The 11,869-nt window shown below is 74.1% G+C and carries 13 protein-coding genes; 9 read left to right on the top strand and 4 right to left on the bottom strand.

From position 1 onward, the window contains the following. The first annotated feature begins 158 nt into the window (after positions 1–158). The 6 genes from OG989_RS22430 to OG989_RS22455 all read left to right on the top strand — a co-directional run bounded on the left by OG989_RS22430 (position 159) and on the right by OG989_RS22455 (position 4,795). Positions 159–1,361, top strand: a complete 1,203-nt coding sequence (locus tag OG989_RS22430; protein WP_327028331.1) for a sensor histidine kinase — start codon at positions 159–161, stop codon at positions 1,359–1,361. Then, entirely contained in the window at positions 1,358–1,990 is a 633-nt protein-coding gene (locus OG989_RS22435) for a response regulator transcription factor (RefSeq protein WP_151453187.1), read from the top strand. Before OG989_RS22430 ends, OG989_RS22435 begins: the two co-directional genes overlap by 4 nt. A gap of 61 nt (positions 1,991–2,051) precedes the next feature. Continuing rightward, entirely contained in the window at positions 2,052–2,570 is a 519-nt protein-coding gene (locus tag OG989_RS22440) for a DUF2087 domain-containing protein (RefSeq protein ID WP_151453188.1), read from the top strand. 69 nt (positions 2,571–2,639) lie between these two features. Beyond that, complete coding sequence (locus OG989_RS22445; RefSeq protein WP_225851998.1) at positions 2,640–3,125, top strand: GNAT family N-acetyltransferase; 486 nt, start codon at positions 2,640–2,642, stop codon at positions 3,123–3,125. Between the two features lie 95 nt (positions 3,126–3,220). Continuing rightward, positions 3,221–3,646 carry an Hsp20/alpha crystallin family protein gene (locus OG989_RS22450; RefSeq protein ID WP_151453189.1) on the top strand — a complete coding sequence of 142 codons (426 nt, stop codon included), beginning with the start codon at positions 3,221–3,223 and terminating at the stop codon, positions 3,644–3,646. Positions 3,647–3,796: 150 nt separating this feature from the next. After that, positions 3,797–4,795, top strand: a complete 999-nt coding sequence (locus OG989_RS22455) for a tyrosine-type recombinase/integrase (RefSeq protein ID WP_151453190.1) — start codon at positions 3,797–3,799, stop codon at positions 4,793–4,795. 58 nt (positions 4,796–4,853) lie between these two features. Here the strand turns inward: OG989_RS22455 and OG989_RS22460 are convergent, their stop codons facing one another. Continuing rightward, on the bottom strand, positions 4,854–5,339 hold the full coding sequence (locus OG989_RS22460) for a cation:proton antiporter regulatory subunit (protein ID WP_327028332.1): 486 nt from the start codon (positions 5,337–5,339) through the stop codon (positions 4,854–4,856). Next, entirely contained in the window at positions 5,339–6,859 is a 1,521-nt protein-coding gene (locus tag OG989_RS22465; RefSeq protein ID WP_151453192.1) for a potassium/proton antiporter, read from the bottom strand. Before OG989_RS22465 ends, OG989_RS22460 begins: the two co-directional genes overlap by 1 nt. 650 nt (positions 6,860–7,509) lie before the next feature. On the opposite strand from OG989_RS22465, the gene OG989_RS22470 reads away from it, so the two are divergent. From OG989_RS22470 to OG989_RS22480, 3 genes are all read left to right on the top strand, one after another. After that, positions 7,510–8,466, top strand: coding sequence for a HAMP domain-containing sensor histidine kinase (locus OG989_RS22470; RefSeq protein ID WP_327028333.1), 957 nt, complete (start codon positions 7,510–7,512; stop codon positions 8,464–8,466). Continuing rightward, positions 8,463–9,110, top strand: coding sequence for a response regulator (locus OG989_RS22475; protein WP_132237626.1), 648 nt, complete (start codon positions 8,463–8,465; stop codon positions 9,108–9,110). The genes OG989_RS22470 and OG989_RS22475 overlap by 4 nt, the downstream gene beginning before the upstream one ends. Positions 9,111–9,237: 127 nt before the next feature. Then, positions 9,238–9,696, top strand: coding sequence for an Rv0361 family membrane protein (locus tag OG989_RS22480; RefSeq protein WP_327028334.1), 459 nt, complete (start codon positions 9,238–9,240; stop codon positions 9,694–9,696). A 4-nt stretch (positions 9,697–9,700) separates the two neighbouring features. Here OG989_RS22480 and OG989_RS22485 read toward each other — a convergent pair whose 3' ends face one another. Then, positions 9,701–10,414, bottom strand: a complete 714-nt coding sequence (locus OG989_RS22485) for a thymidine kinase (RefSeq protein WP_151453195.1) — start codon at positions 10,412–10,414, stop codon at positions 9,701–9,703. 62 nt (positions 10,415–10,476) lie between these two features. Further along, complete coding sequence (locus OG989_RS22490; RefSeq protein WP_151453196.1) at positions 10,477–11,865, bottom strand: MFS transporter; 1,389 nt, start codon at positions 11,863–11,865, stop codon at positions 10,477–10,479. Between the last annotated feature and the right edge of the window lie 4 nt (positions 11,866–11,869).

Genomic DNA, 11,869 nt, shown 5'->3' on the forward strand with positions numbered 1-11,869 from the left:
GTGCCTGAAGCCGCGGCGGCGGCCCGGCACCAACCGTCGTCCGGATGACGGCCGGTGCCATCGCGCCGCCGATCGGTTTCGGGGCGTCGCACTGCGTACGTCGGGATCAACCTTTTGGTTGATGGCGGCGGCCGTCGGCGTCCTAGCCTGGAGGCATCGTGAACGCGGAATCGCTCGCTCGTCCGCTGCGGGTGCTGCGCGTCTGCCTGCACCTGCTGGTCGGGCTCCTCCTCGCGGTGGCCGCCGTGCGTGCCGTCACCGGGCCGGGCCCGCGGCGTGCCGCCGTGCTCGCCGCGGCCGTGGCGCTGGCCGTCGTCTACGCCGTCGGGGCGGCGCTGCCGCTGGTGCGCCGGCATCGACCTGCCGCGCTGGCCTGGCTGGCGGTGCTGACCGGCGGGTGGCTGGTGCTGCTCGCCCTGACCCCGGACGGGGTGTGGTTCGCGTTTCCGCTGTTCCTGCTGCATCTGCACCTGCTGCCCGTGCGCTGGGGGATCGTGGCGGTGGCGGCGACGACCGTGGCGGCGGTCGCCGGTGTCGCCGGCCACCAGGGGGCGCTCACGCCGGGCGCGGTGATCGGTCCCGCCATCGGCGCCGCGGTGTCGGTGGGCACGGTCCTCGGCTACCAGGCTCTGTACCGGGAGAGCGAGCGCCGCCGGCGGTTGATCGAGCAGCTGACCGCCACCCGTGCCGAACTGGCCGCCGCCGAGCACGCCGCCGGGGTCCTCGCCGAGCGGGAACGCCTGGCCCGCGAGATCCACGACACCCTCGCCCAGGGGTTGTCGAGCATCCAACTGCTGCTGCGTGCCGCCCAGCGTGGGTTCCCCGACCGGCTCGACGTGGCGGCGGGCCACGTCGAGCAGGCCCGCCGCACCGCGCAGGACAACCTCGTCGAGGCGCGCCGGTTCGTACGCGCCCTGACACCGCCGGGCCTCGACGGCGCTTCGCTGCCGGCGGCGCTGCGGCGGCTGTGTGACGCGACCGCCGCCGCGTCCGGGCTGACCGTACGCCTGTGGGTCGACGGGACGGCGGTGCGTCTGCCGACCCGCCAGGAGGTGGCGCTGCTGCGGATCGCGCAGTCCGCGTTGGCCAACACCGTGCGCCATGCCGGGGCGAAGCACGCCGACGTGACGCTGCGGTACGGCGCGCGCGAGGTCGGCCTCGACGTGGTCGACGACGGGTGTGGCTTCGACGTGAGCGCGGCCGGCGACCGGCCGGACGACGACGGCGGGTTCGGGCTGGCCGCCATGCGGGCCCGGGCCGAGGAGCTGGGCGGCAACCTGATCGTGGAGTCGGCGCCCGGGCGCGGCGCCCGGCTGGCCGTCGGCTTCGCGCGCCCGGGCACCGAGGAGGCGGGCGCGTGAGCGGTCCGATCCGCCTGTTGCTGGCCGACGACCATCCGGTCGTACGGGCCGGGCTGCGCGCCGTCCTGGCCACCGAGCCGGACTTCGAGGTGGTCGCCGAGGCCGCGACCGCGCAGCGGGCCGTCGCCCTCGCCGAGGGGGAGCGGGTCGACGTGGTGCTCATGGATCTGCGCTTCGGCGCGGGGATGGACGGCGCCGAGGCGACCGCCGCCATCACCGCCCGCCCCGGCGGCCCCGCCGTGCTGGTGCTGACCACCTACGACACCGATGCCGACATCCTCGCCGCCGTGGAGGCCGGTGCGATCGGTTACCTGCTCAAGGACGCCCCGCCCGAGGAACTCGCGGCGGCCGTGCGCGCCGCCGCCGCCGGCCGTTCCGCCCTCGCCCCGGCCGTCGCCCGTCGCCTCATGGGTCGGGTGCGTGCCCCGGGCACCGCGTTGAGTCGCCGCGAGACAGAGGTCCTGCAGCTCGTCGCCGACGGCCTGTCCAACCAGCAGATCAGCCGGCGGCTGCACCTGAGCCAGGCCACGGTCAAGACGCACCTGGTGCACGTCTACGGCAAGCTCGACGTCGACTCGCGTACCGCCGCCGTCGCCGTCGCCCGGGCCCGCGGGCTGATCCGTCGGTGACCGGGCCACGCGGGCGGAATTGACGTGCGGTGCGCGTACGCCGGCTGGCAGGGTGGCCGGCATGACAGCGCAGGCTCTGGCGGGGGCACTCGCCGACGACGTACGGCGGCAGGTCTTCGCGGCGATCGTGCTGGGCGGCGCCGACGCCCCGGCGGTGGCCGACCGGACGGGCCTGTCGGCGCGGCAGGTGCTCACCGCGATCCGCCGGCTCGTCGATGCGGGCCTGGTGGCCGGCGGCGACGGTGGCCTGCGGGTCGACGCCGGGCGGCTGCGGGAGGCGGCCCGTACGCCGGCGGCGCCCCGGCCGGCCGGCGACTCCACGGACCGCGTGCTGCGCACCTTCGTGCGCGACGACAGGCTGACCGGCCTGCCGGCGCAGCGCGGCCGTCGGCGGGTGGTGCTGGCGCACGTGGCGAGGTCCTTCGAGCCGGGGGTGCGCTATCCGGAGCGGGCGGTCGACGAGGTGTTGCGGCGCTGGTGCGAGGACGGCGGCTCCGACCACGTGGCGCTGCGCCGCTACCTGGTCGACGAGCAGTTGCTGGCCCGGGAGCAGGGCGTCTACTGGCGCGTCGGCGACTGACCGCCGGCGTCGAGCCCGCCCTCGTCGCGGCCGGCGTTATCCCGTTGACCCGAGGGCGAGGATCGACGGGTGAGCGCGACAGACTGGACGACGGTGCCGACCCGTCCCGACCGGCCCGAGGCGACGACCCTGCTCGAGGAGTACTTCGAGGAGATGGTGCGCCGCTACCACGCTCGCCCGGTCCGGCCGGGTGAGGTCGCGGCGGCGATGGCCGACGACCCGAGCGATGACCTGGCCGCGCCCACCGGGGTCCTCCTGCTCGCGTACCGCGACGCTCGTCCGGCCGGCTGCGCGGGGCTGCGGTACCGGCCGGGCTGGGCGGAGCTGACCCGGGTGTACGTGCGCCCCGCTCATCGCGGCCACGGCGGCGGGGCGGCCCTGCTCGCCGCCGTGGCGCAGCGGGCCCGGGCTGCGGGGGCCGACCGGATCCGGCTGGACACCCGCGGCGACCTGGTGGAGGCCCGCGCCCTGTACGCCCGGCACGGCTACCGGGAGATCCCGGCGTACAACGACGGCGCCTACGCCGAGCACTGGTTCGAGAAGGTCCTGAGTTGACGTCGCGGCCGGAACGCGCTAAATAAAGAGCAGGAAGTTGAGTCTCATCGGCTCAACTCAAGGACCTTCGGCCAGGAGAACCGAGGAGGCAGGCCATGTTGATGCGCACCGACCCGTTCCGTGAGATCGACCGGATCACCGAGCAGTTCTTCGGCACCGCCGCGCGCCCCGCGGTCATGCCCCTGGACGCCTACCGCGACGGCGACTGGTTCTACGCGGCGTTCGACCTGCCGGGCGTCGACCCGGACAGCATCGACTGCACCGTCGAGCGCAACGTGCTGACCGTGCGCGCCGAGCGCCGCCGGCCCGCCGGCGAGCACGTCGAGCTCGTCGCCGCCGAACGCCCGATGGGCACCTTCACCCGACGGCTCTTCCTCGGCGACACCCTCGACACCGACAAGCTCGAGGCCGGCTACGACAACGGCGTGCTGACCCTGCGGATCCCCGTCGCGGAGCGGGCCAAGCCCCGCCGGGTCACCGTCACTGCCACCGCCAACGGCCGCAAGGAGATCAACGCCTGATCCCGGCGGGCGAGGGGCGGGACGGCCGGTGCGGCCGCCCGCCCCTCGCTCTTTCTCGCCACCGGCCCGTCCCGCCCCCGGGCGGCCCAACACGATCGCGTAGGGCGCGCCTCCTCCCGTTCCCGACCCGAAGCTGAGAACCTTTTTCACATGTTCTCCCCGAACGCTCCGGCGCGGCCAAGCCGGCCCACCCCGCTGGCCCTGCCCGGGGGGCCCGTCGACTTCACCGAGGCGTGGCTGCGCAACCGGCGGCTGTCCGAGCACACCCGCGACGCGTACCGGCGGGACGTCGCCGGCTGGCTCGCGTGGTGCGCGGCCCGCGAACTGGACCCGTTGCAGGCCAACTTCCTGCACGTCAACGAGTACGGCCGGGCACTGGAGGCCACCCTCGGCGCACGCACCGGCAAGCCGCTGACCCCCGCCACCGTCGCCCGCCGGCTCTCCGCCCTGTCCAGCTGGTACGACTTCCTGGTCAAGCTGCGCGCGGTCGAGGCCAACCCGGTCGCCGGCGCCGACCGCCCTCGCATCGACCGGGACCACTCCGCGACCGTCGGGCTCACCCCCGAGGAGGTCGACGCGCTGCTCGCCGCCGCCGAGGCCGACACCGGGCCGACCGCCGCCCGCAACCGGGCCGCGATCGCGTTGCTGGCCGACCTCGGACTTCGCGTGGGGGAGCTGGTCTCACTCGACCTGGCCGACCTCGGCGCCGAGCGGGGCCACCGCAGCGTGCGGTTCGTCGGCAAGGGTGGCAGGTCCCGCCGCCGCGCCCTGACCCCCGGCACCGCGTACGCGGTCGACGCGTACCTGGCCCAGCGGGCCGCCGCCCAGGGCGTGGCGGTGCACGAGCTGACCGGCCCGCTGCTGGTCACCGCCAGCGGGGCCAGGCTGGACCGGCACGCGATGTTCCGGCTGGTGCGCCGGCTGGCCCGCACGGCCGGCATCCCGGCCTGGGCGAGGCTGTCGCCGCACTCGTTGCGGCACGCGTTCGCCACCACCGCCCGCGCCGAGGGCGTGCCCCTGGAGGACGTGCAGGACGCGATGGGCCACGCCGATCCGCGCACCACCCGCCGCTACGACCGGGACCGGCACAACCTCGACCGCGATCCCGCGTACGCCATCTGGGCGGCCCGGGCCCGCCGCCGCGGCTGACGTGCGGTGGCCGGTGGATGCCGCGCGTACGTGGCATCCACCGCCCGGTGCTCGCGGCCTACGGGTCCGTGTGGATCAGCGCCCGGCTCAGCGCCTCGATGCTCTGCTGGCCCCCGGCGACGATCAGGACGTCGCCGTGGGCGAGGACGTGCCCCAGCCCCGGTGCGGTGACCGTCCGCCCGTCGCGGACGACGGCGACGACGCTCACCCCGTGGATGCGCGCGACGGCCTCGGCCAGGGTCCGGCCGTCGTAGGGCGAGGCGGCCGTCACCGGCAGCTCGACGACGCTGATCGCCTCCCGGTGGCGTTCCAGGTGCGTGACGTGGTCGATGGTGGCGATGGGGTGCAGCAGTTCCGCCACCTCCTGCGCCTCGGTCGGGCTGAGGGTCACGGACCGTTCCACGGTGTCCGGGTCGCCGGGGGCGTAGACGACGACGTCGCGCCGGCCGCCGCGATGGCAGACGACCCCGATCATCTGTCCTTCCCCGGTGTGCAGGGTGTAGCCGACCCCGATGCCGGGCAGCGGCATGCGTTCTATCTGCATCATTGCCTCCTGTTGTCAGGTGGAGCGAAATGGCCGGCCTCGCCGAACCAGGTGGCCAGCCGCCCGGCGCGGGAAACGGCCCGCAGGCGCCGTTCGGTGGCGTCGCGTACGGGTGGGGTGGTGAGCACGACCAGTTGGTCGCCGACGCGCAGCCGGGTGTGCTCATCGGGCACGAACGAGTCGTCGCCACGCACGACGAGGGTGGTCGCCGCCGGCGGCGGCAGCCGCAGCTCGGGCAGGTAGACCCCGTGCAGGCGGGAACCGGGTTCGACGGTGACGTGGATGAGGTCGGCGTCCATGGCGTCCAGCGGCGCCAGCTCGATCTGCAGGTCGGGTCCCAGGTCGTGCGAGTCGAGGCGTAGCCGCCGTGCCAGCCAGGGCAGGGTCGGGGCCTGGATGAGGGTGAACACCACGACGAGCACGAAGACGATGTTGAAGACCTGTTCGCTGCCCGGCGCCCCGGCGACGACCGGGATGGTGGCCAGCACGATCGGCACGGCACCGCGCAGTCCGGCCCACGACAGGAACGCCTGTTCGCGCAGTGGAATCCGGAACGCGGCCAGCGCCACCAGCACGGAGGCGGGCCGGGCGAGCAGCAGCAGTGCCGTACCGACCACGATCGCGGGAACGATCGCGGCGGGCAGTTCGCTGGGCGTGGCCAGCAGACCGAGCATGACGAACAGGCCGATCTGAGCGATCCAGCCCAGCCCTTCGGCGACCGAGTGGGTGGCCCGGCGGTGCGGCAGGCCGGCGTTGCCGAGCACCAGTCCGGCCAGGTACGCGGCCAGGAATCCGCTGGTCTGGGCCAGGCCGGCGGCGGCGAACGCCAGCACCCCGCAGGCGACCGTCGCGATGGGGTACAGGCCGGAGGTGGGCAGGGTCAGCCGCCGCAGCAGCCACACGCCGGTAGCGCCGGTCACCACGCCGATCGCGCCCCCGGCGACCAACTGGTAGGCCATCGTGGCGACCAGCGGCAGGGGCGCGACCGCGTCGAGGGTGGCGGCGCTGAAGGTGAGCACCAGGATCAACGTGGGAGCGTCGTTGAGTCCGGACTCGGCCTCCACCAGGCTCGTCAGCCGCCGGGGCAGCGGCACCGCCCGCAGCACGGAGAACACCGCCGCGGCGTCGGTGGACGACACGACGGCTCCCAGCAGCAGCGCCATCTGCCAGCCGATGTCTAGCAGCAGGTACGCCGCCGCGGCGGTGACGGCGACGCTGACGAACACGCCGACGGTGGCCAGCACCGACGCGGGTGCCAGCACCTCGCGTACGTCGCTGAACCTGGTGGTCAGGCCGCCCTCGACCAGGATGACCGCCAGCGCGGCCAGGCCCAGGGCCTGGGCCAGGGCCGCGTCGTCGAACGGGAAGCCGGCCAGGTCCTGGCCCAGCAGCAGGCCGACGGCCAGGTACGCCAGCAACACCGGCATGCCCAGCCGGGTGGCCAGCCGGGCCGCGCCGACGCTGGCCAGGACCACGCCGGCGCCGACGGCCAGCGTCACGTACAGCTCACCGAGATCCACGGCGGCCCCCTGGCCCGCGGGTTCCGGCTACGCCGCGACGGAGCGCGGCCACACGTACACCCGGGCGTTCACCGTGGTCACGAACATCGTGAAGGCGACGGCGACCGGCGAGATGACGATCGCGGCGGGGGCGGGCCGCGCGCTCACAGGCATCCGCCCGGCGGGCCGTTCTCGGCGTTGGTGGGCCGGTAGGCGCAGGCGGGCGTGTCGGTCTCCGGTGGTGTGGGCTCGACCACCATCAGGTGACGGTTCACAAGATCCTCCGGGGTCTCGGCGTGACGGGCGACGTCCGCGCGGGCGGCGACAGGTGGAGCCGGGCAGCAGGAAGCGGAGCCGCAGCGGCTCCCGGCTCGCCTCCATGGTCATCGGAGCGGGCCGGGTCGACATCGGGGCTGACACCCATTTGCCGCCGGCGCTGCCGCAGGGCTCTGCGCCGGCTGCCCGGCGCGATGCGCCCGCGTCCCACCCCGGCCGCAGGCGCGGGCGCGGCGGATAATGGGTGCGCGCACGCATTTACAGGACGCACCCGGGCCGACAGGCTGACCATGATGAGGGTGATCACCGCCGCGGGACGGGCTGGCCTGGCCCCTGGCGGGCCGCAAGGAACTGCCGGCGCCGGGCGGAGCCGGGCCGCGAGGGGAGGTGCCGTCGTGTCGCTGTTCTGGCGGATCTTCCTGCTCAACGCCGCCGTACTCGTCGCCGCCACGCTGCTGCTGCTCGGCCCGGTCACGGTGTCCACCCCCGTGCTGCTCACCGAGGCCCTCGTGCTGACCGTGGGCCTCGCCGCGATGCTGGTCGCCAACGCCGCGCTGCTGCGCGTCGGCCTCGCGCCGCTGCACCGGCTGACCCGGGCCATGACCACCATCGACCTGCTGCAGCCGGAACCCCGCCCGGTCCCGGCCGGGCAGGCCGGCATCGCGGACCTGATCCGCGCCTTCAACGCCATGATCGACCGGCTGGAGGCGGAGCGGGCCACCAGCGCGGCCAGCGCCCTGTCAGCCCAGGAGGCCGAGCGTCGGCGCGTCGCCCAGGAACTGCACGACGAGGTCGGCCAGACCCTGACCGCGGTCCTGCTCGAACTCAAGCAGGTCGCCCGGCACGCGCCCGAACCGGTCCGCGCCCAACTCGCCCAGGTGCAGGAGACCACCCGCGACAGCCTCGACGAGATCCGTCGCATCGCGCGCCGGCTGCGCCCCGGCGTACTGGAGGAGCTCGGCCTGACCAGTGCCCTCAAGGCGCTCGTCACGGAGGTCACCGGGCACACGGACCTGTCCGTGCGCCAGCACCTCGACGCCGACCTGCCCGCCCTCGACGGCGAGGCCGAACTGGTGATCTACCGGGTGGCGCAGGAGGCGCTCACCAACACCGTCCGGCACGCGCGGGCCGCCGCCGTCGAGCTGTCGCTGACCCGTCGACCGGGCCACGTGCAGCTGCGGATCCGCGACGACGGCCGGGGCATCGGCGACGCCGCCGAGGGCGCCGGCGTACGCGGCATGCGGGAGCGGGCCCTGCTCATCGGCGCCCAGCTCAGCGTGGGGCCCGGCCCGGGCGGCGGCACCGAGGTGCGGCTGCGGGTGCCGGTCGGCGACCGGGAGGGCCGGCCGTGACCACCCGCATCCTGCTCGCCGACGACCACGCCCTCGTCCGCCGTGGCGTGCGCCTCATCCTCGACAGCGAACCGGACCTGACCGTCGTGGCGGAGGCCGGCGACGGCGCGGAGGCCATCGCCCTGGCCCAGACCGAGCGTCCCGACCTGGCCATCCTCGACATCGCCATGCCGCGGCTGACCGGCCTCCAGGCGGCCCGGGAGCTGTCCCGGCAGCAGCCGGGCCTGCGCATCCTCATCCTGACCATGTACGACAACGAGCAGTACTTCTTCGAGGCCCTCAAGGTCGGCGCCAACGGCTACGTGCTCAAGTCCGTCGCCGACCGCGACCTGGTGGAGGCCTGCCGCGCCGCCGTACGCGACGAACCGTTCCTCTATCCCGGCGCCATCAACGCCCTCATCCGCACCTACCTGGAACGCAGCGCGCGGGGCGAGAGCGTGCCGGCCAGGGCCATCACCGAACGCGAGGAGGAGATCCTCAAGCTCGTCGCCGAGGGCCACTCCTCCAAGGAGATCGCCCGCCTGCTGTTCATCAGCGTCAAGACCGTCGAGCGGCACCGGGCCAACCTGCTGCAGAAGCTCGGCCTCCGGGACCGGCTGGAACTGACCCGCTACGCCATCCGGGCCGGGCTCATCGAGCCGTGACCGCGCGCGGCGGAGCCGGCCCCGGCAGTGCTCGGCGGCGACGGCGACCACGACCCGACCGGCCGGTACGGGAACGACAGAGCCGACTTTCCTGCGGGCGGGCCCACCGGTTCTCTACGGTCGACGGGTGGGCGCTGAGCAGCCGTGGAGCCGGCCGGCCCGTCGGAGCCGCCCGGTGCGTACCGGGTTGGTGTTCGCGGGCGTGACCGTGCTGCTGTGCTGCATCGGGGTCGCCGGGCTGGGCGCCTGGAACGTGCAGGTGGTCACGCAGGCCAGCGGCCCGGTGCGGGAGACCGCGGACGGGTTCCTGCGGTCGGTGGCGGCGGGCGACACCGACGGCGCGTACGACCGGCTCTGCGCCGACGCGCGCAGCCGGTGGAGCCCGATCGGGTTCACGAGCTGGCTGCGCACCCCGCCGTTGGTCAACGGCTACGAGATCGTCGACGTGTCGGTGGCGACCCGGGGCGGCAGCCCGCACGGCACGGTGGCGGTGCGGCTGACCCGCGACAGCGGCCTCACCGAGGAGCGGAAGCTGTCGGTGGTGCGCGAGGACGGCGACTGGCGGGTGTGCGGCGACCCGTACTGACTCCTCAGCGGCGGGGACCGAGCTCGCCCGCGCGGTAGTGCCGGCGGCAGAGCACCTGATAGCGCACCTCGGCGCTGTCCACGGTGTCCCCGATGACCACCTGCAGGCCCTCGCGGACCACCCGGCCGTCGACCACCCGGGCGTTGAGCAGCCCCTCCCGGCCGCACCAGCAGAGCACCTCGACCTGGATGCGGGCCACCTCGTCGGCCAGTTCGAACAGCCGCTGCGCGGCCGGGAACAGGCACGAGCGGAAGTCGGTGGCCAGTCCGAACGCGTACACGTCGACGTCGTAGCTGTCGACCAGCTCCGCCATCTGCTCGACGTGCTCCAGGTTGTAGAACGACGCCTCGTCGCAGATCAGGTAGTCGACGCGGACGCCCTCGGCCCAGGTGTCGCGCACCAGGGTGCGCAGGTCCAGCGTGTCGGTGACCTCGACGGCCTCGTGCGCCAGACCGATGCGCGTGGTCACCTGCGGGCCGAGCGAGCGGTCGATGCGGGTGGTGACGAGGCCGCGGCGGCCCTGCCGGGAGTGGTTGTAGTTCATCTGCAACGCCATCGTGGACTTGCCGCAGTCCATCGGCCCCCAGAAGAACTTCAACGCCGCCGCGTGCAGCGGACGCCCGTCCACGCCCCGCGCCGCGGCACACCCGGCGGGGGAGTCGTCGGGGCCCAGCGGCGGGCGCGCCAGGCAGGTCGGGGCGGTGGCGTGGACGGTCACGGTCGGGCAGCCTAGCCGATCGACGCCCGCTGATCCGGCCCGTGCGGACGGGCCCGCGTTCCTCAGAGCACCCGGGGCGGGGTGTTGCCGGCGGCGACGATCGCCCGGCGGATCGGCACGGCCAGCAGCAGCAGGAACCCGACGACGAAGAAGATCAGCAGGGAGACCAGGCCCACCCGGTAGGAGTTGGTGAGCTGGAACACGATGCCGAAGGCCAGCGGGCCGAGCCAGCTGGTGCCCTTGTCACTGATCTCGTAGAAGCCGTAGTACTCGCCCTCCTTGCCGGCGGGGATGAGCTGGCTGAACAGCGACCGGCTCAGGGCCTGGCTGCCGCCGAGCACCAGGCCGATGGCGGCGCCGAGAACCATGAACGGCACCGGCGCCTCGGCGGGCAGCCGGAACGCGCCGAGGATCACCCCGGTCCACAGCACCAGGCTGATCAGCACGGTCTTCCAGGCGCCGATGCGCTTGGCGAGGGCGCCGAGCAGCAGCGCGCCGCCGAAGGCCAGGAACTGCACCAGCAGGATGGTGACGATCAGGGTGCTCTGCCCGAGCTTCAGCTCCTCGGTGCCGTACTGGCTGGCCAGGGCGATGACGGTCTGGATGCCGTCGTTGTAGACGAGGAACGCCAGCAGGAAGAACAGCGTCAGCGGGTACGCCTTGATCTCGCGCAGGGTGCGGCCGAGCTGCCGGAACCCGTCGGTGACCGGGTTGCCGCCGGCCCGCGCGGCGGCCGTGGGGTGCTCGCGCAGCCAGCGCAGCGGGATCAGGGTGAACACCGCCCACCACACACCCGCGGACACGATCGACCAGCGGGCCAGGTCGAGGGTGCGCTGGTGGTTGCCCTCCTCGCCGAGCATGCTGACCGCGACGAGGTTGAGCGCCAGCAGCAGGCCGCCGCCCAGGTAGCCGAGCGCCCAGCCGCGGCTGGAGATGCCGTCGCGGTCGTCGGGGCCGCCGAGCTGCGGCAGGAACGAGTTGTAGACCACGACACCGGCGCCGAAGGCGATGTTGGCGACCATGAACAGCGCCCCGCCGAGCAGGTACCGGTCGCCGGTGACGAAGAGCATGCCGACGGTCGCGCCGGCGCCGATGAAGGCGGCGGCGGCGAGCAGCCGCTTCTTGTGCGCCGAGCGGTCGGCGATCGCGCCGACGATCGGCAGCGCGAACACGGTGAGGAACACCGACAACGACACCAGGTACGGGAAGTAGGAGCCGGCGGCGACCTTGATGCCCAGCGGGTACACGTAGCCGCCGCAGGTGTCGGCGCCGAGTTCGCAGCCGGCGGCGAGTTCGGTGACGGTGGTCAGGAACGGGCCGAGGAAGACGGTGATGACGGTGGTGGAGAAGGCGGACATCGCCCAGTCGTAGAAGTACCAGCCGCTGCGTTCGCGGCGGGTGCTCGCCGGGGCGGGGGTGTCGCCCACGGCGGGGGTGACGGTCTCGGCCATCGGG

The sequence above is a fragment of the Micromonospora sp. NBC_01740 genome (genome assembly GCF_035920365.1).
Taxonomy (GTDB): Bacteria; Actinomycetota; Actinomycetes; order Mycobacteriales; family Micromonosporaceae; genus Micromonospora; species Micromonospora reichwaldensis.

Coding starts and splice junctions, on each gene's coding strand:
- OG989_RS22490 (WP_151453196.1), bottom strand. CDS start 11,865: ATGGCCGAGACCGTCACCCCCGCCGTGGGCGACACCCCCGCCCCGGCG.
- OG989_RS22450 (WP_151453189.1), top strand. CDS start 3,221: ATGTTGATGCGCACCGACCCGTTCCGTGAGATCGACCGGATCACCGAG.
- OG989_RS22440 (WP_151453188.1), top strand. CDS start 2,052: ATGACAGCGCAGGCTCTGGCGGGGGCACTCGCCGACGACGTACGGCGG.
- OG989_RS22455 (WP_151453190.1), top strand. CDS start 3,797: ATGTTCTCCCCGAACGCTCCGGCGCGGCCAAGCCGGCCCACCCCGCTG.
- OG989_RS22460 (WP_327028332.1), bottom strand. CDS start 5,339: ATGCAGATAGAACGCATGCCGCTGCCCGGCATCGGGGTCGGCTACACC.